Source organism: Sphingobacterium spiritivorum ATCC 33861, from assembly GCF_000143765.1.
Classification (GTDB): Bacteria; Bacteroidota; Bacteroidia; order Sphingobacteriales; family Sphingobacteriaceae; genus Sphingobacterium; species Sphingobacterium spiritivorum.
Window position 1 is genome coordinate 554,710 of record NZ_GL379771.1, and the last position, 24,614, is coordinate 579,323.

Sequence of the window (24,614 nt, forward strand, 5' to 3'; positions counted from 1 at the left end):
AAAATGAAAAATGCCTCTTAGATTGTCTAAAAGGCATTTATTATGGAAAGAGTATTCTACCTATTTAAGTTTGCTATTTATGTATGTCTGCCACGCTTCACGTAATTTTGTAATAAAATTATTCGATTCGATCTTCATCCTCTTTGCAGATGTTAATAAGTCTTTTTTATATTTGATTTCTACATTTAAGAATTGTTCAAAAACAAGATCAAGCTCTTTTTGATATAATTTTTTCCCATCGGTTCTTTCTATGGAATTGTTCGTTAAGAGAGCTTTGGTTAATACGACAAAATCAGTTTCAGATGACGCCCATTTTAAGTTTGATAATAGCTTTTTTTTATTGCGCAGTTTCTGATCAATAACTCCTTTAAACTCGTTCGCCATTTTTGGGCGAATAGCGTTAATGTCATTTTCATATTCATCCAAAAAATTATAAACTTCAAACATCCAATCCTCAGAAAGGGTTCCATATTTTTTTACTTGGTAGTCTACGAAGTCTTCTCTTTGGGATTTTTTGATTCCTTCAAACATACGCAGTAATTGATTGAAGTAGATCGTGCTTTCTTCAATCTCGGTGAGTTCGTCATCGATAGGCATCAATATATCATAAACATTTTTATCATCACCCGGTCCAGCGTAGTAATCACAGATGATTTTTGAAAAGAGTAACTTCTTATAGTTGTCTATCGTTATTGGCTTCTTCATATTTATCGATTAAGTCCATTGCTTTGTCAAGTTCCTTATTGATTAACTTAGCATAGTTCTCTGTCATCGCTACTGAGCTATGCCCCATAAGTTTGGAAATATGTGTTAAAGGCATTCCGATTTCCAAACCCCTTGTTGCGAAGGTATGACGGCTCATGTGAAAATGCAAATGTTTATTTATTCCGGACTTCTTTCCGATCTCCCTCAATCGAGTGTTCGCTACAGCGTTTATAGAGGAGATCCTTCTATATAAATACTTCGGGTTACTGTAATTCTTATCGTTGTCCAGAAAAGGAAATATGAAGCCTGAAGCATTGGTATATGTAGATGGTCTATATATCGATAGGATCGCCAGTGATACATTGGTGAGTTTTACAGTGAGGTTAGTTTTTGTTTTCTGCGTGTACACTTTTACTCTTTCGTCATCTTGAACATCTTCCCAACGCAGCATAAGTAGATCGGAAAAGCGTAAACCACCTGTGTACATTGCAAAGACAAACATATTTCTGATATGATAGTCTTTCCCCATAGGATCTAATTCCACATGTCTGATTTTGTCAATATCTTCTTTGGTCAGATAGCCGATATTGGTTTTCTCCCATTCAAGCTTTAATTTTTTAAATGGGTTTCTTTCCTCTGGAACTACCTCTTCAAGTGTTGCGAGGTTGTAGAGCTTTCGGATTACCTTCAAATTTGTTGATATGGTATTTGTTCTGTTCTTACACTCGGTGGCTAGGTGTTCACTAAACCTTTTGAGGTAAGATACCGTGATCTCTGAGAACTTTAATTGTCTGGACTTATTGAACCGCTCCAACTTGTTCAATATCGCTTTGTACTGGTTGTAGAGCCTTACGCTCTCCGAACTCTCTATAGTCTTCTGATACTGTTCGGCAAACTCAAAAAAATCAGGCTCTTCTTCTCCTTTGATTATATCTTTGATCTTCTTACTGGACAATGTCCTGTCCGACTGCTCGGCTTCTACCAATTGGTTCTTCATCCTCACCCTTTCGTTGTCTATGAAATTGTTCAGCCGAACGTAGCCTTTTATCTTGTTATTCTTTTTGATGCATTCCCTTTCTTTGTCCCAATAAAGGGGAGGTACTGAAATTTGGAGTGATAAGAATGTGGTCTTTCGGTTCTTGGTGATCCTTAAATAGATTGGTGCTTCGTTTTTTGCATTGATTTTGTCTTCTCTAATTACTGCCTTTACTGTAGCCATATTATACATGTTTTAATTGATACAAGGGTACAACATATAGGTACAACATTCAATACATTGCCGTGCTTCCGATTTACTTGTTCTGCCTAACGGTGTTTGATAAACTATTTGATTGTTAGGTAATTATATGAAAATCTAAAAAATACGTTGTAATAACAATGTGCCCCTACGGGCTACTAAAAAGCATCAATCAAATCAGATTGATGCTTTTTTCATTTACAATCACTTTTTTATTTAAACCCCCGATTATTCTGAACAAAATACAAAGGCTGACAGTTTATTTCACTTTAATCTTTGACTGCCTGAGACTACAGGGTTATCGAAGGAGTCTGCTTGTGGAGTTTTTCCGGATATTAAACCAACTACGACGAATTTTAAAAGAACTCCCTGAAAGTGATAAATAGCTCTTTACTTTGTACTTTGGCTATGTGATCAATAAGATTTTAATACGAAAAATATGATAAGAATAGTTATAGTGTTTTTATTGACGGTGTACTCTGGTTATGGATATGCACAGGAGATAAAAGATAGTGTATTGTCAACCGCAAACCGGATAAGTTATCTTTTGGAAAAAGTGGACAGATTTAACAAAGAACCATTGTATCAGCTTGAGGTAGAAAGTTTGTTTAGCTTCAGTATCCTGATAAATGGCTGTCCTGTTTATTCCAATTTTGACAAAATCTCCGGAATGGTAAGACTGGATATCAATCCGTATATTCTTAAAAGTGGGAAGCAGCTCATTACTGTTGAGCTTTATCCAGGTTATGACCAGCAAAACATGCGTAAACAATTCCTTGAAAACGGAAGTAAATTTTCCCTTAAAATAGAAAAAACAGGTTGGGGGAAAGAAGGTTACCAAAGCATATCAGAAGAAATTTTGTCGTATAAAACTGCTGATGAAACGACTGATTTGACGAAATTGCAAACGTATAAAAGAGATATCAGCTTTAATGCCTCTGTTCCCTATCGGCTTGAGGGATGGAAGAATGGGAAAGATTTAACCCAATTGGATAAAAAACAACTAGAAGAGCAGGTTCTCCATTTTTATAAACAGATTATATCATTGTTTGAAAGAAATGATTACGATGCTTTAAATTCGCAATTTATGAAGGCGGATGCGGAGTGGTATCAGTCTATGTATTTTTCCGAAGATATCATCACAAGATTCCAAACAACAAAAGGTAGAAAAGCGAAGTCTGTGATGACAATGTTATCAGGCTCACAACAAAATTCAAGGACATTTTTTCCGCTTGAAAATTATGTCTTAAGATTTTACGGAGACGGAAGAATGGTTCGGTTGGAACCAACAGAGGGAATCAATAAGGGCGAGTCTTTGCTGGGGTACGTAGATGATAAAAATGGCATGAGTAGAAGAACATTTGTAGATATGTTGTTATATATTCCTAAAGGAGAGACTGCCCTAAAAATTGTAAGATAAATGGTTTTATAGCCTCAGTATAAAACTGCAAAAGATTGTGTTTTATCAGGACAAATGACAGAAAGAAGAAGCACAGGATACTGCTAAGATTTTCAGGACTATACGCTCCTTTCAGATCTCCCCTGCTTCTTCCCGAAATTGGATTGGATTTGACTTAAGCTATGATGAATTTATTTTACAAAATATTCTCCAGATATTTCAGTACTTCTTCCTTTTTACGGCTAGACACTGGTATCTGTTGATTATTTTGCATCTGCAAAAATCCTTCTCTGTAATATTTGATCACATAGTGAAAATTGACCAGGTAGGACTGGTGACAACGGAGAAATCCAAATGGCACCAATATTCCTTCATACTCAATCAGTCCTTTTGAGACCAGGATTTCGCGCTTATCCTTCAGGAAAAAAGTGGTATAACCCTTATCACTTTTGCAATACATAATATCTTCAATAGGTACGACTTCTATATATTCCACACTTTTTAGTGCGATACGTTTTGTACTCGCTACGCCCTGATTTGTATAATGATGTCTTGCAATTTCCAGTTGCTGCCGATCGAAATGTTCCTGTGTACGGTGATGATAACATCTATCCAGAATTTCTTCCAAAGCAATCTCATCTATAGGTTTGAGCAGATAACCAAAGGCTCCCATATTAAGCGCCTGTATAGCATACTGATCATAAGCGGTCAGGAATACCACCTGAAAATTTTCATTTCCAATTTCATCAAACAACTGAAAGCTGTCTCCGTCTTTCAGTCGGATATCCGCCAGAATGAGGTCAGGTTTAAGTTCAGGTATCTCTTTGGCTGCTTTGGAAACTTCCGCAGAAGTTCCTACTACCTGTACATAGGAGATGTTCCGAACAACTTTCAAAAGATGTTGCAGAATTCGTGTTTCGTCTTCAAGAATATAAAGCTTCATATATTTTTAATTTTTTCAGGTTAATCTTTCATTTCAGGAATCACAATATGTACTACTACTCCATTTTCTCCAAATTGTTTTTTATCCTGTGTTTCAAATTTTGCTTCCTCTCCTTTGGATTTAAAGAGCACTTCTAATCTTTCTTTAAGGATAATGCTAGCAAGAGACTGTTTTTTATGCTCACTTTTTCCTTTTTCAGTAAATCCGGTACCGTTATCATCCACACTAATCTGCATCTGCTGATTTCTCACACTAAAGGATAACTTTAACAAGCCTTTGTACGGAATATTTCTGAAACCATGTTCTATTGCATTTTCAACAAACGGCTGGATCAGCATTGGCGGAATAAATGTATTTTCTGCAGAAGTGTCTTCATCAACACTGATCTCGTAGTCGAAAAGCCCGACAAATCTCATTTGCTGCAGTTCAAGATAATTCCGAAGCGATGTGATTTCCTCTTCCAGACTAATGAAGTCTTGTCTGTTTTGTTCCAGTACATTGCGGAGCAATCTTGAAAAAGCCGTCAGGTAACGTACCGATTCCTTGCTGTCTCCGGTGGCAATGAGACTCTGTAAATTGGCAATGGCATTGAAAATAAAATGAGGGTTAAGCTGTACCTGAAGTAGCTTTTGTTCAATATTCAATCGCTGATTTTCTGATTGCAAAAGTTTGTTTTTTTCTTTCAGGCGATACTGGCGCTGGATAATATACAGGAATGACAATATACCGATGAACACAAGAGATGCCAGTACAAGCGTCCATCGTTGCTGTTGAATGATCTTTTCATTCAGCACATTCCGGTTACTGAGCTCGGCGATATTACGGTCCTTTTTTTCCGCTTCGTACTTCTCATGTATTTCTGCAACTTTTACAGCATCAATCTCTTTCAGGTTACTCAATTCCAGATCATAGGCCTGTTCAGCCACTTCCAGTGCCTCTACGTGAGCTCCTATCATCTTATATGCATTGATGAGTCCGCGGTAATAAACCGGTTTTTGTTTTCCGGAAGGGTTCTTTTTAGCAAAAGCAATCGCTTCTTTATAATAATAGATTGCCGAATCCGGCTGTCTGTTATATATAAAACTGGTAGCCAGGTTATTATAAGCAATATCATTCAGATTATTAGTCTTCTTCAGGTAATTAAAATAAGTCCGGCTACTGGCAAGTGCTTTATCGTATTTCATCTGGCGTACATATACCTGGGCTTCATTGTCATATGTGCGTGCTATAGCAAGGCTATCGTGTATACTTTTTGCGAGCTTACGGGCCTTGTTATTATACAGTTTCATTTTTTCGAAATCTCCCAAGCCGGAGGCCAGCAGAAATGAAATATCATAATAGCGCTGTTCAATTACAGGATGTGATTTATACGGATGCTTTTCATAATAACGTTCCGCATAACCCAAAGATTCCTTTTCATTATCATTCTGAAAATAAGCCTTAGCTAACAGATCATAAAAACGGTATATAAAACGACTGTGTTGACGCTCCGAGGCTTCCAGTGCATTAAGGATCTTCTTCATAACAGATGCACTCACAGTCACACCATTATTGATTGTATAATCCAGAATATTGACTTTTTTCAATAATTCAATATCATCATCTGTACTTTTCCCGGTCATCTTCTCATATTCCATCAATGCACTGTCCCGCAGCTTATCCTGCATATACATTCTCGCCTTGAAATAATGGTAGAACGGATTATTCGCCGTATCTGCACTGTGATTCAGCAGGTCGTATTCACGCTTAACCACTTTTTTATATTCTAGTGAGGATAATGTATCCATCGCAATAATCAGAGACAGATAATCTTTTTGAGGAATAGCATTCGCTATTACCTTTTCATCCTGCCTACTTTCTTCTTTTTGCCTGCAAGAAAAGACAAACAGTAAAGATAAAATCAGAAAAATAAAATATGCTTTTCTTGCAATCATAAGTAATACGTTATAACTAAGCTAAAAACAACTGTATTCAGATTATTTAGCTTTCTGTACCGAATTTATATGGAATTGATTTAAAAGTAAAAATAGAAAACTTCCGAAAGAATAACAGGTAAATATTTGAAGGCTTTCGCCTTATATACGTGCGAAATACTATCATATTTGCATATCCATCAAATAAAGGACAGATTATAACAGATATAGACCCGAAGGCAACAGATATGGATTGGTCCATTTTTCATCATAGAAGCGGCTTTATATTTGTTTATCATGTATTATATGAAATTGATTCTTACCTATATACTTATGATGACGCTGTCATCTGTCTTTGCACAATACAGCAAGGAAGACAGTATACGTATGGAGGCTCTGGAAACTCAAATAGAAAACGCATCCCAACAACAGGATAATGTTTTAAAAGCCCGTTTGTATGAGGAACTGTTACAGATCGCTCCAAAAAACGGCAGATATCTCAACAATGCAGGGGCTACATATTTCTACCTTAAAGATTATCAGAAAGCAAAAGAAAAATTCAGAATGGCAGTTTTATACGCTCCGGAAAAGCAAGCGCTGTATTTCACAAATCTGAGTGCTGCTTTCGCGAAGATTGAAGACTGGGAAAGAGCTTACGACTACGCCCGGCGGGCTCTGGAAACAGAAGAGACAGATCTCACACTCTTCAATGCAGCTTCTCATGCAAATAATGCCGGAAAAGCAAATGCCTGTATTCAGATATTAGACAATGCACGTATTCCTTTGCCGGCAGATGTGCAAAGTCTGTATGCCAGAAGTTATATGACTCTTGGAGATCCGACTAAAGCTATTGAACACTATGAATTATTCTTCAGATCGTATGATATAACTACAGCAGTTGCTAAGGATATCAATATGGATGACGAGCGCAGCAATCTGTATCAATCTTATTTGTACGAAATTTCCCTGAAAGCATATAAAAATATCCCTATGGATCCTGACTGGCAACGCATGACAGATCTGTATATCACACTCATGAATACAGCGCACAAGAGAGAAATAACATGGACCGGCACATTAAATCGTATGAATGAAATATTACCGCTGCGACCTGCGTACAAAAAGAATTTTGAGTCGCTGATCTATGCATACCCCGGTTTGAGTGAGGAGGAAAAAATATGTGGAAAATATATGCTGAAGGATAAAGTTCAGGCAGAAGCGATGGCACAAAATTGGATGCGTAACAATCCAAAAACACAGGATTACGCACAAAATCAAAGAATAAGAAGAATAATATTCTATCTTGCTCTGGATGAATATCTAAGCCAATGGAACAAGTCCAAACAGCATAACAGATCTTTACTCGCAGAGTTGACAGCGTTATTTTCAAGCATATTTGATGCAGAAAAGCTCCACACAGATACAGCACATCTGCTTCAGGACGATTTCCTGACGCTTACATTTCAGGAAATTGCAAAAAAACTCAAACAAACATTTGCGAACCGAAAAGATGCTTTACCCTTAATAAAAGGATTTATAAATGCGCTACCTGACAGTCAGGCCAAGACGGAGATGATCAGAGAAATACCTAAATAAAAAGAGTACTATGGAACAACAGAAACCTATATTATCATATAAGAACCATCATAAACAAAGGATTGTGATGGTCATAGTCCTGATGATACTGGCAGGCGCCTCTGCCGGTTATTTTTTCTATAGTAAAAACGTCAGGAAGCCTTTGGCAGCAGTAAAAAAGGAAAAAACTGACAGTTTAAAGAGGGACATATTGTTATCTGACAGTACTAAAAAAGAGATTATCAGACAAAATCCTCCGCCTTCAGAAATTGAAGAAGTACCGACAGCCTACAGTGAACGCTACGTTATCCAACCGGTAACAGTTAACGGACGTCCTTTCAGATTCGGTGATAAAGTCTTTGTAAATGATGAACGCTCAGATGCTGAAAAATCTTTTGTCCACCTTAGGACATCTTCAGGTTCTTTTTCCGCTACAGCATTGCTCATAAATAGCGAAATACTTGTTTCGGAATCTCAATATGAAGAATACAGACAGTATTTCTCTCTTTCACCATTTAGTGAGCTCGATCTGAAAACTAAAAAGCTGTTGCTTTCCGAAACTTACAGCAACGGAACCACCTATAACATTACGCAAAATGCGGAAAGAGCCAGATCTACCATTTGCTTTGGTGATTTCGATACTGACGGCAAAAAGGATGTCGCCATTATTACGGATAACAATGAAATGCAAAAAAGCAGACTGCTTATTATTTGTACCAATACAGCGACGCAGGAAAAATATCTGGCATTCTCTGAGAATTATTCCGATAAAATGAAGGTCAATTCTTTCAAAAAAGGAGCAAAAGTTATTATGAATACAGCAAGTCTTACACCGGCTCCTGTAGATGGAATTATTCTTCAGGCTGAAGATGTAAAACTGGCTATTATGTACGATTTGCAATTACAAAAATTCAAAACCTATTATCAGGAATAGCATAAAACAGCAATTGAAAGCAGTAAATTTACAACCGTAGCATCTTTTTTTGCTACGATGAGCTTACATATTCACACATAAAAACGAGATGAACAAAAAGCGCCTGTTATGTATTGTGTCTGCATTGACTTTTGTCTTGCTAACCTCCTGTATCTCCAGATTAAGCAGACCGGAGATCACAGGAAAAGTGATGGATTACGATAACAATCCCATCCCTGACTGTAATGTGGGAGAAGTCGTGACAGATAGTCTGGGAAACTTTATTCTGCCTGAGCGAAGATACAATGCCTTTCTTCTTACTGAAATGTTTTACATGGAAGCTCCGCCTCTGCGCGTAGGTGAGGTCATAGAAAAAGCCGGATATGAATCTGATGCGATTGAAATGTTCAGCACATTTGGCGGCGGCAGAAGCAAAGGTGCTAAAATGGAGATAGGAAATATTTATCTGAGGAAAAAGGATGAAAAGATTAATATACCCAAAATACTACAGGGAGAATGGTTGCTAAGTGCAAACAAGCAGCTGGACACCTTGTACCTGGTCCATTCTAAACTGAGAGAGTCGTATACAACCTCCAAATTTCAAAACTTTTACAGCTTGTATGAGCAATATACAGATAATTACCTGCGTAGTTTCGGCCCTGATAGTTTACCTGAAGGGATAATCCGTAAATTCAATTATCTGGATTTCCATAATGACCGGAAAATCAGGCTTACAAAGATCATTCAATATGGACATAAAGATGGGAGATCAACAATAGGCGAGAAAAATAGCCCTAATGATACGCTGCAATTTTCAGGCACGTGGAACATTGTCAATGATACCACTTTACGCTTCATAACAGATGATAAAGAATTGAACAGTACTTATCAGATACTTCAATCGGACCTGTCATTTTTCCAACTTAAAAAATCAAAATAAGGACTGTTTTATGATCCGGAATCTTCTGAACCATTTGTAGCAATATATATACTTGGTGTCATGCCATAGTGTTTATGAAAATCGCGCGAAAAGTTGGACTGTATGCTGTAACCAACCATGGCCGCTATCTGACTGATGTTATATTCTTTTTGCAGAAGCAACTCAGCCGCTCTTTTTAATCTGGATATATTGATCAGTTCATTAGGCGTAAGATCAGAAAGTCCCTTAATCTTGCGATATAAAGTAGGACGGCTCATATTCATCAATTTAGCCAATTCTTCTACATTAAGATCAATATCCGAGATATTGTCGTAAATAACCGTATTGAGCTGACTGATAAAGTCTTTATCTCTGGCGGAAACGTTGATTTCAGTTAATTTTGAGGTTGGGGAATTTGTAAAATATGCTCTGATAATCATTCGGTTTTTTAGCGTATTACGTATTTGCACAAGCAAATACTCCATTGAAAATGGTTTTTCAATATAGGCATCTGCTCCGGTCTTTATTCCTTCTATTTTTGCATCCAATGCATTTTTAGCTGTCAGAAAGATCACCGGAATATGGCTGTAAAGAATATCTGATTTAATCCGCTTACACAACGCCAAACCATCCATGACAGGCATCATAATATCAGTCAGAACCAGCTGTACATTATTACTGTCGAGAATATCAAGAGCCTCAGCCCCGTTAGTGGCTCTCAGAATTGTATAACTGACTTTTAATTCCTTATTCAGGTACGCCAGTATTTCCTTATTGTCTTCTACAAGCAGAATAACCGGCTTATCTGTATCCTCATAGCTATCCTGGTCATCTGAAGTACTGTATTCCTGTTCTGTAACTTCATCATCGAGAGCTTCTATATCCAGAGACTGATCTTGTAAAATAGGGCAGGAAAGCAAAAACAGGTTTCGGTCTTCCTCCGTATAGACCAGTGACAACACACCCTTATGTAATTCAACCAATGATCGGGAAAGCGGTAGTCCTATACCCGTACCTGTATCCTTTTCTGTATCATTGATTCTGTAGAAAGGTTCAAATATTTTTTCCTTTTTATCTGGCGGAATGATCTTTCCATCGTTTCTGAACTCAATGTTAAACATGATATCATCACTGTTGAAAGGCAGAAGTTTTACCTCCACTTCATTGTCAGCATATTTGATTGCATTATGAATCAAATTCGTAAGTATTTTTCTAAATGCTTCTTCATCCACATAAGCCGTCAGACTTATCCGCGGTAAAGAAAGGTCATACTGTAATGATTTGTCCTTTGCCAGATAATTCAGATCTTTAAATACTTCGGATAATAATGCATTTATATCCGTTTTGGTAAAAGTAAGGCTCATATTATTGTTTTCTGCTTTTCTAAAGTCCAGTAACTGATTGGTCAGACGGATTAGGCGTAATGTGTTTTTTTCGATCAGATTCAAGTCCCTGACAGTCTCCTTATCTACATTTTTTTGTGTGCGTATGATCTTTTCCAGTGGCATCCGTATCAATGTAAGCGGTGTCCGGATCTCATGTGCAAGATTGGTAAAAAACTCCAGTTTCAGGTTATAAATCTCCTGTTCTTTTCTCCGCTCATATACATCCATTTTACGTGTATTATTCGCTTTGATCCATAGAAAATAATATCTAAGAACCAGCCAAATAATAGTTCCCAGGGTCAATATATACAGCAAATATGCCCAGACTGAAAACCACCAGGGAGGAGAAACAACGATTCGCAATTCTTTTACCTCGTCATTCCACACTCCATTATTATTGGCGCCTGTGAACTTAAATGTATACGAACCCGGAGGTAATTTATTATAATAAATCTTTTGATTACCGGTCATCTCCGTCCAACCCTTGTCGTATCCCTCCATTATATACCGGTATGCATTGCTTTCGGGAGATACATAGCTCAATGCAGCGATATTAAAATTCAGATTGGAATGATCATAGGTGAGTCTGATTTCTCCTGACATGGAGATAGATTGTCTCAGAAATCCATCTGCTCTGACGGGAACATCCGCATTGTTGATTTGTATATTGCTAATCAATATCGGAGGTACAAAATGGTTTTTAATGGATCTGGCCGGATTAAAACTTACCATTCCTTTTATTGTTCCAAAATACAATGTTCCGTCTGTATCTTTGAATGCAGAATTGTAATTGAACTGTTCTGTTGGAAGACCATCTCTGGCTGTATAAATTACACTTTTTGAGTTATGATCCTCCAGTCTGACCAGTCCTTTTCCCGTAGATATCCATATCGTATTATTATCATCTTCCAAAGCTTTGAATACCTGATTGGAAGACAAACCTGCCTCAGACGAATAATTGGTAAAATGACCATTTCTGTTATATTTTGAAAGTCCGCCTTCTGTACAGAGCCAGATATTCTTTTTACTGTCCTCCAATAACCCGTTTACATAGTTGTTGATTAATGTATTCGGTTTTCCCGGCTCACTATACAGCTGTTTTACAGCGCCGGATCTCCGGTTATAAATCAACACACCACTTCCATACGTATTGATCCACAGCAGTCCGTCTGCATCTTCATGAATACCTTGTATCCACGCCGGCTTGACAGGCAGAAGTTTAAATCCATTCCTATTTTTATCATAGGCATATAATGCACGATCTGTCCCCAGTAACATCGTATTATCTCTTGTCCTGTATAGACAGACAACGAACTTACTTTGCAGGGCACCCTCTCCGATCTCATTATAGTGGCGCCTGAGTTTTCCGGTTTTTACATCTAATATATCAAGCCCGTGCGATGTAGAGCCTACCCACAATTCATCCTCTATGATCGCCAGACCATGAATATTGTTGAGCGTGATGCTTCCGGGCTTTCCATCCGCAATAAAATGCTGAATGAGTCCGGATTTGGAATCGATTTTATTTAGTCCGCCATCTTCTGTACCAATCCAGAAATTGCCATACTTATCTTTAATAATCTCATGTACAATATTCCCTGAAAGTGCAGATCTCCCGGAGCCGGACAGATATTTCTTAAAATTGTCAAATTGATTGATATATTGATTTAAGCCTCCAAAGAAAGTACCTGTCCACATACTTCCTTCTTTGTCTCTGTAAAAGTCCACAATAACATTATCTGATATCGTAAACGGGTTAAGAAGATCTTTTTTTATATGGTGAATGCTTCCTGTCTCCAAATCACAGGTATAAATTCCGGTCTCTGTTCCGAGCCAGAATACGGATGCAGACTGATGGATGATACTATTGATCTGAATTACTTTTTTAGGGAATACCTGCGCAAACAAATCAACCGGTTTCCCTTTTTTCAAATCAAATAAATAAGCTGTATTTGTCGTCCCGATAATCAGACGAGAATCATTGATACCATATACTGTTTTAATATTGGAACGAATATTTTCGTGTATGGATTGAAGATTGATTTCTATGAATTTATTAAGACTTGAGCTGTAGCGCTTTACAGCATGTTTGCTATTGACAATCCAGAGCCCGGCATCCGGGTTACATGTAGCTGCGATAATTTCACCTTTGTCATGTTCAACCGGTGCTATCGCGGCATTATCCGGATTGTACCTGTAAAGTTTGTTATTGGATGTAAGCCAGATAAAACCATCGGATTCTTTTATGAGTCTGACCTCACCTAAAGGTATTTTATTGAAAAGTCTGAAATTTTCCTTTACAGGATTGTAAAGATAGACGCCTTGCGTTGTTCCTACCCACATCAGCCCTTTTTTGTCGGTCAGTAAGCTCAGAACAGAAGAACTGCCTATACTCAATGAATCAGATACATCGTGTCTGAATATTTTAAACCGGTTACCATCGAACCTGTTCAGACCATTTCTGCTGCCAAACCATAAGAAGCCTTGCTGATCTTGTGTAATACAGGTTATGGTATTGTTAGAAAGACCATCATTTGTCTGATAGTTTTTAAAATAGGTGGGTTGTGCCTGTACAACACTCATTACAAGCAACATATAGACCACACAATTAAAAATAAGTCTTTCCAAATTTAGATTCGTTTAAGCTAAAATAACCAATAAAAGGACAAAAAATAATTTTGCTGATACGATATGATATAAAATTGAGACGCTGTGATTGAACTTACAACATTGCTTTGCTGATATTTATGTAAATATAATAACCAAATATAAACGTATGCTTTGCCGTAAAATTTTACCGGAAGATATCTGGGCATTTGTTTTTCAATCCGTTAGGTGCTGACAGAAGACTGTAGCAATAGTTTAAGGATAACCATAATTCGAATGCACATTTGATGTGTTGATTATTGAAAGTATTGTTCAATAACCGATCAGAACATCTGCTGAGTAGTATTTAATCAATTATAAAAAAGTAAAGATGAACTATATATTTCCCTGATTCAATCTGGGAGGATATGTCATCTGGTTGCTTAAGGATAAGTATTCAATTAAACCATCAATCAAAAAATGTATGAAAAAAAAACTACTTGTACAATTCATGATGACGATGTCATTACTGTTCGTATCATTTATCGTTGTTGCTCAGACAAGAGTCCTGACGGGAAAGGTTGTAGATGAAAATGCAAGTCCGCTTGCTGGTGCTACGATTAAAGTTAAAGGGAGCACGGTAGCTACAAGTTCAAACGCGGGCGGGGACTTCTCCATAGAAATTCCCACTGACGCAAAGGCTCTGGAAGTATCTTTTATCGGATATCTTACTAAAGATGTGCCGATCAGTGGCAACGATATAACAATAGCACTGGAACCAAATGCGGATCACGGACTCGATGAAGTAGTGGTCATCGGTTATGGAACCGCCCGAAAAAAAGATCTGACTGGTGCTATGGTAACAATTGGGGCAAAAGACTTTAACAAGGGGCTGATGACCAGCCCTGATCAATTGATACAGGGAAAAACTCCGGGCGTAATGGTGATCAATAACACCGGGCAACCGGGAGGTTCCACTACGGTACGTATCCGTGGAAATTCATCTATCCGGGCGAGCAATAATCCGTTATTTGTATTAGATGGTGTCCCTATGTCCGGAAATTCTCCTTTGCCGGAAGGACGCGGAGGTTTTTCATCAGACCGGGGTAATCCCCTCACCTATCTTAATCCGGGTGATATAGCAAGTATGGACATTCTTAAAGATGCCTCAGCGACTGCTATCTATGGGTCAAGAGGTGCCAATGGGGTTGTCATTATTACTACAAAAAAAGGAAAAACAGGATCACCGGAAGTCTCTGTCGGTGCTTCAACAGGTATCTCGAGCATGCGTGAATATCCGGATGTATTGACTGCCGCAAGATTCCGCGAAGCTTTAAACTATTACACGCCTTCAGAAGCTGCAAATGCGGATTTCGGAGCAGAAGAGGATGCTTTTAAGGCAATTACACGTAATGCTGTAACACAAAACTATTATGCAGATGTTTCCGGGGGTACTGAGCATGGCAAATACCGTCTTTCCGGTGGCTATTTAAACCAGAATGGTATCATAAAAGGATCACAGTTAAAGAAGTATACCGCCAACTTTACCGGTAATTTCAGATTCCTGGAAAGCAAAAAACTGGGACTCGATTTTTCTGTTTTCCTTACCCAAATGGATAATAAGTATGCACCCATCAATGCCATGGTGGGTTCGGAAGGCAACGTAATATCACAAGCGCTGCAATGGAACCCCACGCGGCCGATCAGGGATGATCAGGGAAATCTGACCTTTGTAAGTACAACAACCCGCAATCCTCTGACAAGTATTGAAGCATTTAAAGATGTGGCAGTAACCAACACTATGGTTGTTAATATTGCTCCGTATTACAAAATTACGGATGATCTGGAGTACCGGTTCATCTATAGTGCTATGCGACAAACCGGTAACCGCCAGGGAATGTACAGAGCCGGCCTCATTGACCCTTCTGCTGTAAATAATGAACAGGCATTTATTTCAAATAACGGTGAGACCAATCTCCAGATGACTCATATGCTTTCTTACAACAAGCAGATTAACTCCGACTGGAATGTGAATGCCGTGGTTGGTTATGAATACCTGGATTATAATTTTAACAATAACATATCTTTCGGTGGAGGATTCCGCTATTTGGGTCTTGATTATTTTGACTATATGCAGTATTCTCCTGTTGCTACACGAGAGATATCATCTTATAGAAGCCCTACTAATCAACTGCAATCCCTGTTTGCACGTGGTGGTGTCAATTATCTGAATCGTTATCTGTTTACCGCTACAGTAAGAAGAGACGGTTCGACCAAATTCGGAGAAAATAACAAATATGCAATGTTCCCTTCTCTGGCACTTGCCTGGAATATTGCGGAGGAAGAATTTCTCAAATCCAATGGAAATCTCAATCAGCTGAAACTAAGACTGGGATGGGGTAAAACGGGAAATCAGGAGTTTCCTTCCGGAGCTTCATTAAACAGACTTATTTTTGGTAATCAAAGCATCAGTCAGGCCAATTATGGTAATGATGACTTAAAATGGGAGACATCCACTACTTTCAATGCGGGTATAGATTTTGGATTTTTGGGTAATCGTATTTACGGGTCAATTGATTATTTCAATAAAAAGACTACAGATGCATTATTTGAGCAGACACTGGCTCAACCTGCGCCTGCAGGCCGTATATGGGTAAATCTGGACGGTGAAATCGTAAATAAGGGAGTCGAAATTTCATTAACAGGAACTATTGTTAAGAGTAAGGACTGGACCTGGGATCTTACCGGAAACGCTACTTTCCTGAAAAACAGCGTAAGCGGATTGGTCGGTTATTATGAAACCGGAGCACTCAGAGGACAAGGATTTTCAGGAGTATTGGGACAAAGAATGGTTAACGGACAGCCTCTGAATGTCTGGTATCTGGCAGACTATCAGGGAATAGATCCGCAAACAGGTATGAGCATGTATCGCGGACTTGATGGAAGTATCAGCAGTGCAAATGATCCGGCTATTAACAAGTTTTATACAAATAGTCCTAATCCTACTACTTTATTGGGTATTTCGACCAATGTATCTTACAAGAAAGTTTCCCTGGCGGCCAATCTGAATGGAGCGATGGGACACTATCTGTTCAACAATACAGCTGCGACAACATTAGGACTAAGTAACTTGTCTTCCAGAAATATCGGGTCGGCATTTTTCGATACTTCAGTTAAAGAATCTACATCCAATTCGTCAGCACCTTCAACAAGATTTCTGGAAAAAGGCGATTACCTGAAATTGGCCAATCTGACGTTGAGCTATCGTGTGGGTGATATTGGAAAGACATTAAAAAATCTGAATGTTTCTTTAACTGGACAGAACCTCTTTATTATAACGAAGTATACAGGTTTCGATCCTGAAGTGAATACAGACGGTGCTAACAATGGTATTCCATCTCTTGGGATTGAGTATCTGCCTTATCCGCCGGCGAGAAATATTCTTTTTGGAGTCAATTTCTCACTTTAGACATGTATCACCTCATAATTGATAATCATTAAAAACACAAACAGATGAAATTAAGATCTTTAATATATATAACAATCGCGGGTTCAGTGGTGGCAGGTACATTTTCCTGTACAAAGCTCAATGAGGAATTTAAGGGAGAACTGGAAGAAGGAACGTCTAATGTAGAACCCGGCGCTTTATTGGTAACTGCTTACAATTCGTTGAATACCCCCTATCAGCAGGAACAACGCTGGGTGATGCAGGAAGTATCTACAGATGCAGCTATGGCTCCTACCCGGGGCGGTGACTGGGATGATAACGGGATGCATCGTGCTATCCATCTGCACACCTGGAATGCAGACAATGGCTATATGAACAACACCTTTGTCAGCCTTGGCACAACGATTTACAATGCAGGAAATGTATTGCGTTACAAACCCAGTGCACAGCAGGCCGCAGAAGCCCGGTTTATCCGAGCTCTGGCTATGTTCGATATGCTGGATCTGTATGGTGTAGTCCCTATACGTGAAGGAGCTTCGGTCGAAGATTTCAGAATTCCGCCTGATGTGTTGCAACCACAGGCGGCCATAGACTATATAGTAAAAGAGCTGAATGAAATAATAAGCAGTCTGCCTGCCAATGGTCCAAGAGAGGCTTATGTGGCGAATAAAAATGCCGCTAAAGTCCTCCTGATGAAAATTTACCTGAACAAAGGAACTTTTCTCAACAGACAGGCCCCTTCTTTTGCGGCAGAGGATATGAATCAGGTCATTAGCCTGGCAAAAGAAATTACAGCATCTGGCGCCTATACTGTATCTGCTGCAGGAAAATATTTTGACAATTTTGCCCCCGACAATGATGTAAAATCTACTGAGAATATTTATACTCTGTTTAACAAAAACGGCGAAAGAGGAGGTAATGTGGACAGAACATGGAATACGATTGCTCATTACAATATGAATCCCGGAGGCTGGAATGGTTGGTGTACCTTGTCTGACTATTATGATAAGTTTACAGATTCTGATGAAAGAAGGGGCATTTACTATGATTATCCTGCCGATACGACCTCTAACAAGAGTAAAGGCTATCATCGCCAGAATGTAGGATTCTTCGCAGGACAACAGTATAACTGGACGACAAACAGGCCACTTATGGCCAGAAACCCGGCTAATGCGCCACTCGTCTTTACCCGTGAAGTCACCATACGTACTTCCGGAGCAACGCTTGAGACAGCCGGTATCCGTCCTATGAAATATGCATTTGATTATGCAGTTACAGGACAACGAAATAACGACTGGGTTGTATTTCGCTATTCGGATGTACTGCTGATGCAGGCAGAGGCCATACTAAGAGGTGGCACTGGAGCGCCGGGAGATGCGCTTGCTCTTGTAAACAGTATACGGACGAAACGAGGCGTGAGCTCTTTTACAACGATAACTTTAGATACCTTATTGGATGAACGTGCCCGCGAATTGTATTGGGAGGGCTGGCGCAGACAGGATCTGATCCGCTTTGGAAAATTTCTACTGGCCTGGCAGGAAAAAGCTGCAGATGCAGATCCAAAGACATTGGTATATCCTATTCCAAGTCAGCAGATTGCGGTCAACCCTAATCTGAAACAAAATACAGGCTATTAATCAGAATTGGGAATTCTTAAAACAAACGGGAGACGTGATTGCAAAATTACTTCTCCCTTTTTTAGTTTATATTCTATCAGCTTTACATAATAAATGATCCGGGGATCCTCTCCTTAACAGATTTATCCGACTGATTCGGTACTGAAATTATGCGTCTTTCTTCTCGTAAATCTCCGTAAGTAATTCAAAGAGCTCCGGATGATCTTCCTTAAGCAGTTTTGGTTTTTGAAAGAAATACTCAGAGGTTACAGCCAGAAACTCGGCCTCGTTCGTTGCTGCATACTCGCGAATATCTGATTTATCTCTTTTAATCATGCTGATAGTTTTGTGCATCTCCTTCAGCCAGGGATGGATCAGTGATTTTGGAATAAGATATTCCGGAATACCATCAGTTTCCCCGTCGGCTTTATCGATCAGATGTACAAATTCGTGGATCGCTGTATTCTCACCACTCCCTGAGCGGAATCCATTCCGAAGTGCAGATAGCGATAATATCATCTTTCGCCCCAGGACTCCGTCTCCCACCATCCCCAGGATATTGCGATCTCCCTCTTCTGTATCAAATTTTTCGCTAAACGTTCCCGGATATATCAGGACTTCATCCAGATTTTCGTACGACCAGTTTTCGAAATGAAACAAGGGAATAGTAGCACTTGCTGCCACCAGTATTTTATCTGCATTGACGATCTGTACTCCTTTCTCGGCAGAGATCCTGGTCGTATTCAAAAAATAAGAAACACGGTTGCAGAATTTAAGTTGTTCATCCGGATTCAACCCCTTGTAAAACCCGACTTCTTCAAGAAGTACTTGCTGAATTTCGTCCAGACTAACAGATTGGTTATCAACAACAATTTTCTTATTGGACACATTCTTCATGACATAGTACACTAGCACTACTCCTATTATAAAGATGATAATTACAACAACGACCGGATTATACTGCATGCTGCTAAAATACTTATTTTTCGCATTTAATCTTGTAGAGTAGAATTAATCTTTATAACTTCAATCACTTAATTAATTTGATCCACAATACATATGCAAAAATATCATTATACCGACGGGGTTAACAGTTTCGGGCCTTTTTCTTTGGAAGAACTTAAAACAAAAAATATAACTGCAGACACTTATGTGTGGACTCCGGAATTGACCGACTGGAAAAAAGCCGGTGAATTGCCAGAACTGGCGGAACTTTTGAAACAGGAGAGTCAGAGTCTTTCAGCTCCGCCACAGCTACCTTCTGCTCCTGCTCAACCGACTTTTCAGCATAATGCAGGAAGTGGTGCTCAATTTACACCGACATCTTCCTTATTTGAACAACCTCCCAAAACATATCTTATTGAATCCATTCTTGTCACTGTATTGTGTTGCTGGCCATTAGGTATACCTGCAATTGTCTATGCAGCAAAAGTAGAGAATAAGTTCTACAGAGGAGACAAAGCAGGCGCACAGGCCGATTCAGCCAGTGCTAAAAAGTGGATTATGATTTCGCTGATTGGGTGTGTAGTATTCTGGATACTTTATATAGCAATATTCGGAGGTTTGGCCTATTTCGGATCCACATTGGATACTAACAGTGACTATTCGTATTAACAAATATTTACTGGCTTCCATCCTCTTGTTTCTGGGGGGCGTATTTATCTATATTTACAGAACATACGACCCTCAGGAATACGCTCTTTTTCCAAAGTGCCCTGTTAAAAGTCTGACGGGCTTTGATTGCCCCGGCTGCGGAAGCCAACGGGCTATTCATGCGATTTTACATGGCGATTTTAAAGCCGCATTTGCTTTTAACCCCTTCTTTTTCTTTGCTGTTCCCTATTTATTCCTCAACTTATATTTTATTACCAGGCCATCTCTTACGGCCCGACAGCTCAAATGGCGAAACCGGCTGTATGGTTATCGTGCGATGATCCTCCTTAGTATCAGTATTATTGTGTTCACAATTTTGAGGAATATTTTATAATCAACGACCTCTAAACTCATGCAACCTATTGCAACATGTTGAATTTATTTGGGAAATATAACTTCAGGTCACGAAAAATCAGCGTAGAAAACAAACAACTCGCGATATTGAGCATATGCCTTATCGCCAGCGGGCTAAGCAATATTATTTTCAATCTGAATATTGTGTTTCCGATTGGCATCAATCTTCTGATCCTGACTGTAATATCGCTGCATCTGTATATTCTGAAACTGGCCCTTCAGAATAAAGCAACCGAACGCATTAAATTCTGGTATTTCTGTTATTTAACCGGATGTCTTGCCGTCATATGGGCGCTGAATAATGGCTTAGACAGTAGCATACCCTTATTCTTTGTGTTTTATCTTATGGCAGGTCTGCTTTCGTTATCCGACCCCTACAGATTACGGTTTGGCATATTCTTTCTGATTGTTTCTCTTTTTTGTCTGATCATTGATCATTTTTTTCCTCAATTTATTGTCCCTTATGCCAGCCAGAAGGAAAAACATATGGATCTGCTGTTTTCATTTGTGCTGACTCTGGTCATATCCACTATTATGATTTCCTCTTACAAAAGAGTCTATGACTATGAAAAGAAAGTATTGATCCTTCAGAAAAAGATGCTGAAACTTTCACAGAAAGAGTTAATCGCATCTAAGGAAGTGGCTGAGGCTGCAACCAAGGCCAAGTCAAAATTTATCATGACGATGAGCCATGAGATACGAACTCCTCTTAATGGTATTATCGGCACTATCGATCTTCTGAAAACAACTAAACTAGACCAAAACCAACAATTACTTATAGAAAATCTTCAGGCCAGCAGCCATATTCTCTCTGATCTGGTTACTGATTTACTGGATATTTCCAGGATTGAAACCAATAAGTTCGAAATAAATTATACCACATTCAATCTAAATCAAAGCCTGACCTCTCTGAAGCATGTCGTTGATCCCATGCTGAAAAGTAAAGGTTTAAAACTGAATATCCGGACTGCAGAAAACACGCCTCCAGAACTCATTACAGATGAGGCCCGTTTCAAACAGATTCTGTTAAACTTATTAAGTAATGCTATAAAATTCACCCTTAAAGGGAATATCACAGTATATATCAGTTACATATTATTCCATGATAAATATGTCCTTGAATGCAAGGTGAAGGATACCGGAATCGGTATAAAGAAAGAAAATATTGCCCGCCTGTTTGATCAGTTTTCACAGATTGAAGAACCACAGATTCCGGTTAATAAAGGAATCGGACTTGGGCTGGCCATCTGTCAAAGATTACTGCATATACTGGGCGGACATATTGAAGTAGAAAGTGTATATGGTATCGGTACTACATTTACTTTCTGCCTGCCTGTACTACTTCCACAAAACCAAATTCCCCAAAAAATATATCAACAAAACCCAGACTTATCATTCATGAAAAAAAAACGCTTTCTTGTTGTAGAAGATAATAAAATCAATCAATTGGTGCTCTGTAAAATGCTGGAAAAGCTACAGTATTCCTATCATGCTGTAGAGAATGGACTCGAGGCTGTAGAGACGCTTCAAAAGGAACATTTTGACATTATACTCATGGATATTCAGATGCCTGTAATGAATGGAATAGAGGCAACCAAAGTGATTTTAGAACTATACAACCAACGTCAGAAAGAAGTTCCTGTAATCATTGGGTGTTCCGCCCATGCTTTAGAAATCGACCGTTCCAACTATATTCAGATGGGAATGAGCGACTTTATCATTAAACCTATTACTATGGATCATTTAAAAGATGTAATCAAGAAAAACAGTATTTAATTATTTTTTTAAGATTAAACTTTTTGCAGAAAATATACTCTATATTAACATCGATTATATTTACACATTATGATTCAACTATCTAACTTCAATTTTTTAAGAGCAGTCTTGATACTGCTTACTATTTTTATTTTCGGAAGCTGTAAAATGATATCCGGAGCATCAGGACCTGATTTTACCAAAATACATGTAGGCATGGTTAAAGAGGATGTAATCAAACAAATAGGTAAACCCGGGGCTATTGTATCTTCAAAAAAGTACGATGATGGCATCTTAGAGGTTCATGAATACTATACCTGGCAACCTGAAGTTGTCATAGATTCGACAACAATCTACAGACAATATTGGTTATTCTATTTTAATAACGAATTACAGGAGTGGGGAACTAAAAAGAGCTATTCTCCGGAAGATTACGACATTTATTACCGCAGATTCAGAGGACGTCACTAATAAAAAAATAAACGCAAAGAGGGCGTTGCAAAATTCTGCAACGCCCTCTTTTTATATTTAGCTGTATGATATTACATCATTCCGCCCATACCGCCACCCATTGGAGGAGCACCAGCGCCAGCGCCATTTTCTTCAGGCTCATCTGCAAGGACACATTCTGTAGTCAATAGCATAGAAGCGATAGAAGCTGCATTTTCCAATGCTACACGTGAAACCTTAGTCGGATCGATAACACCTGCACCGATCAGGTTTTCGTATTTATCTGTACGTGCATTGTAACCAAAGTCAGCAGTACCTTCTTTTACCTTCTGTACTACTACCGCGCCTTCTACACCTGCATTATTACAAATCTGACGCAAAGGCTCTTCGATAGCACGTTTGATGATCTCAATACCGATAGTTTCATCTTCATTTTCACCTTTCAGGTTAGCTAAAGATTCTGTTGCACGGATAAATGCAACACCACCACCAGCAACGATACCTTCTTCTACTGCTGCACGAGTAGCATGTAAAGCATCATCAACACGGTCTTTTTTCTCTTTCATTTCTACTTCAGTAGTAGCACCTACGTAAAGAACGGCAACACCACCTGCTAATTTAGCAAGACGTTCCTGTAATTTTTCGCGGTCGTAATCAGAAGTAGTGGTTTCGATCTGAGATTTAATCTGGTTTACACGGGCTTTGATATCTTCACCATTTCCGCCACCATTGATCACAGTTGTATTGTCTTTATCAACAACAACTTTTTCAGCCTGTCCTAAGTAAGAAAGCTCAGCATTCTCTAATTTATATCCTCTTTCTTCAGAGATAACCGTACCTCCTGTAAGGATAGCAATATCTTCTAACATTGCTTTACGACGGTCACCGAATCCAGGAGCTTTGACCGCTGCAACTTTCAATGAACCACGAATTTTATTAACAACTAATGTTGCCAATGCTTCTCCGTCAAGATCTTCAGCGATGATTAATAATGGTTTACCTGTCTGTACTTGTTTTTCCAATACAGGCAACAATTCTTTCATATTGCTGATCTTTTTATCGTAAATCAAAATGTAAGGGTTATCCAATTCTGCTTCCATTTTATCAGAATTAGTAACGAAATACGGAGATAAGTAACCACGGTCAAATTGCATACCTTCTACAGTTTTTACTTCTGTTTCAGTACCTTTTGCTTCTTCCACTGTGATAACACCGTCATTACCTACTTTTTCCATTGCTTCAGCGATCAATGAACCGATTACTTCGTCATTGTTTGCTGAGATTGTAGCCACTTGTTTGATCTTATTGTTGTCCTGACCTACAACCTGAGATTGAGATTTCAGGTTAGCCACAACAGTAGCTACAGCTTTGTCAATACCACGTTTCAGATCCATTGGATTAGCACCAGCTGCTACAGATTTAATACCCGGAGCAATGATAGCCTGTGCCAATACTGTAGCTGTAGTCGTACCATCACCAGCCTGATCAGCTGTTTTAGATGCTACTTCTTTCACCATTTGCGCACCCATATTTTCCAACGCATCTTTCAATTCGATTTCTTTAGCTACCGTCACACCATCTTTAGTGATTGCCGGTGAACCAAATTTTTTCTCGATAATTACGTTACGACCTTTAGGACCTAATGTTACTTTTACAGCATTTGCCAATGTGTCTACACCTTTTTTCAGTGCGTCACGAGCTTCAACGTTATATTTTACTTGTTTTGCCATTTTATTTTAGATTATTAGTATTTAGATAAGAAG

Annotated in this window: 18 protein-coding genes; 10 read left to right on the forward strand and 8 right to left on the reverse strand. The window is 38.8% G+C overall.

Going from position 1 to position 24,614, the window contains the following annotated elements; genetic code table 11:
• Positions 1–60: 60 nt before the first annotated feature.
• Positions 61–705 carry a hypothetical protein gene (locus HMPREF0766_RS12500; protein ID WP_002997758.1) on the reverse strand — a complete coding sequence of 215 codons (645 nt, stop codon included), beginning with the start codon at positions 703–705 and terminating at the stop codon, positions 61–63.
• Complete coding sequence (locus tag HMPREF0766_RS12505) at positions 674–1,933, reverse strand: site-specific integrase (protein ID WP_002997761.1); 1,260 nt, start codon at positions 1,931–1,933, stop codon at positions 674–676. Before HMPREF0766_RS12505 ends, HMPREF0766_RS12500 begins: the two co-directional genes overlap by 32 nt.
• Positions 1,934–2,498: 565 nt before the next feature.
• Here HMPREF0766_RS12505 and HMPREF0766_RS12510 point away from each other — a divergent pair.
• Entirely contained in the window at positions 2,499–3,362 is an 864-nt protein-coding gene (locus HMPREF0766_RS12510; protein WP_236590652.1) for a hypothetical protein, read from the forward strand.
• A 175-nt stretch (positions 3,363–3,537) separates the two neighbouring features.
• Here HMPREF0766_RS12510 and HMPREF0766_RS12515 read toward each other — a convergent pair whose 3' ends face one another.
• Entirely contained in the window at positions 3,538–4,284 is a 747-nt protein-coding gene (locus tag HMPREF0766_RS12515) for a LytR/AlgR family response regulator transcription factor (RefSeq protein ID WP_002997767.1), read from the reverse strand.
• Positions 4,285–4,304: 20 nt separating this feature from the next.
• Positions 4,305–6,218, reverse strand: coding sequence for a tetratricopeptide repeat-containing sensor histidine kinase (locus tag HMPREF0766_RS12520; protein WP_002997770.1), 1,914 nt, complete (start codon positions 6,216–6,218; stop codon positions 4,305–4,307).
• 285 nt (positions 6,219–6,503) lie between these two features.
• Here HMPREF0766_RS12520 and HMPREF0766_RS12525 point away from each other — a divergent pair, with 285 nt between their 5' ends.
• From HMPREF0766_RS12525 to HMPREF0766_RS12535, 3 genes are all read left to right on the forward strand, one after another.
• The gene (locus tag HMPREF0766_RS12525) at positions 6,504–7,793 is read left to right on the forward strand and encodes a tetratricopeptide repeat protein (protein ID WP_002997773.1); all 1,290 of its coding nucleotides are present in this window, start codon (positions 6,504–6,506) and stop codon (positions 7,791–7,793) included.
• A 10-nt stretch (positions 7,794–7,803) separates the two neighbouring features.
• A complete protein-coding gene (locus HMPREF0766_RS12530; RefSeq protein ID WP_002997776.1) occupies positions 7,804–8,706 on the forward strand; it encodes a hypothetical protein in 903 nt (300 codons plus the stop codon).
• 88 nt (positions 8,707–8,794) lie between these two features.
• Positions 8,795–9,625, forward strand: coding sequence for a hypothetical protein (locus tag HMPREF0766_RS12535; RefSeq protein ID WP_002997779.1), 831 nt, complete (start codon positions 8,795–8,797; stop codon positions 9,623–9,625).
• Between the two features lie 8 nt (positions 9,626–9,633).
• On the opposite strand, the gene HMPREF0766_RS12540 is transcribed toward HMPREF0766_RS12535, so the two are convergent.
• Positions 9,634–13,617 (reverse strand): hybrid sensor histidine kinase/response regulator transcription factor, encoded by a 3,984-nt coding sequence (locus HMPREF0766_RS12540; RefSeq protein WP_236590640.1) that lies wholly within the window; start codon positions 13,615–13,617, stop codon positions 9,634–9,636.
• Between the two features lie 442 nt (positions 13,618–14,059).
• Here HMPREF0766_RS12540 and HMPREF0766_RS12545 point away from each other — a divergent pair, with 442 nt between their 5' ends.
• A complete protein-coding gene (locus HMPREF0766_RS12545) occupies positions 14,060–17,044 on the forward strand; it encodes a SusC/RagA family TonB-linked outer membrane protein (RefSeq protein ID WP_002997786.1) in 2,985 nt (994 codons plus the stop codon).
• Positions 17,045–17,088: 44 nt separating this feature from the next.
• Complete coding sequence (locus HMPREF0766_RS12550; RefSeq protein ID WP_002997789.1) at positions 17,089–18,660, forward strand: RagB/SusD family nutrient uptake outer membrane protein; 1,572 nt, start codon at positions 17,089–17,091, stop codon at positions 18,658–18,660.
• A 147-nt stretch (positions 18,661–18,807) separates the two neighbouring features.
• Here the strand turns inward: HMPREF0766_RS12550 and HMPREF0766_RS12555 are convergent, their stop codons facing one another.
• The gene (locus HMPREF0766_RS12555; protein ID WP_002997792.1) at positions 18,808–19,605 is read right to left on the reverse strand and encodes a M90 family metallopeptidase; all 798 of its coding nucleotides are present in this window, start codon (positions 19,603–19,605) and stop codon (positions 18,808–18,810) included.
• A 93-nt stretch (positions 19,606–19,698) separates the two neighbouring features.
• Between HMPREF0766_RS12555 and HMPREF0766_RS12560 the strand changes: the two genes are divergently transcribed.
• Positions 19,699–20,253 (forward strand): CD225/dispanin family protein, encoded by a 555-nt coding sequence (locus HMPREF0766_RS12560; protein WP_002997797.1) that lies wholly within the window; start codon positions 19,699–19,701, stop codon positions 20,251–20,253.
• 7 nt (positions 20,254–20,260) lie between these two features.
• Here HMPREF0766_RS12560 and HMPREF0766_RS22555 read toward each other — a convergent pair whose 3' ends face one another.
• The gene (locus HMPREF0766_RS22555) at positions 20,261–20,413 is read right to left on the reverse strand and encodes a hypothetical protein (RefSeq protein WP_002997801.1); all 153 of its coding nucleotides are present in this window, start codon (positions 20,411–20,413) and stop codon (positions 20,261–20,263) included.
• Here HMPREF0766_RS22555 and HMPREF0766_RS22725 point away from each other — a divergent pair.
• The 3 genes from HMPREF0766_RS22725 to HMPREF0766_RS12570 all read left to right on the forward strand — a co-directional run bounded on the left by HMPREF0766_RS22725 (position 20,408) and on the right by HMPREF0766_RS12570 (position 22,872).
• Complete coding sequence (locus HMPREF0766_RS22725; RefSeq protein ID WP_380948573.1) at positions 20,408–20,626, forward strand: DUF2752 domain-containing protein; 219 nt, start codon at positions 20,408–20,410, stop codon at positions 20,624–20,626. The two genes, HMPREF0766_RS22555 and HMPREF0766_RS22725, sit on opposite strands and share 6 nt — an antisense overlap.
• 35 nt (positions 20,627–20,661) lie before the next feature.
• Positions 20,662–22,422, forward strand: a complete 1,761-nt coding sequence (locus HMPREF0766_RS12565; RefSeq protein ID WP_002997803.1) for an ATP-binding protein — start codon at positions 20,662–20,664, stop codon at positions 22,420–22,422.
• Positions 22,423–22,491: 69 nt separating this feature from the next.
• On the forward strand, positions 22,492–22,872 hold the full coding sequence (locus tag HMPREF0766_RS12570; RefSeq protein ID WP_002997805.1) for a hypothetical protein: 381 nt from the start codon (positions 22,492–22,494) through the stop codon (positions 22,870–22,872).
• A gap of 71 nt (positions 22,873–22,943) precedes the next feature.
• Here the strand turns inward: HMPREF0766_RS12570 and groL are convergent, their stop codons facing one another.
• On the reverse strand, positions 22,944–24,581 hold the full coding sequence (groL, locus tag HMPREF0766_RS12575; protein WP_002997806.1) for a chaperonin GroEL: 1,638 nt from the start codon (positions 24,579–24,581) through the stop codon (positions 22,944–22,946).
• Between the last annotated feature and the right edge of the window lie 33 nt (positions 24,582–24,614).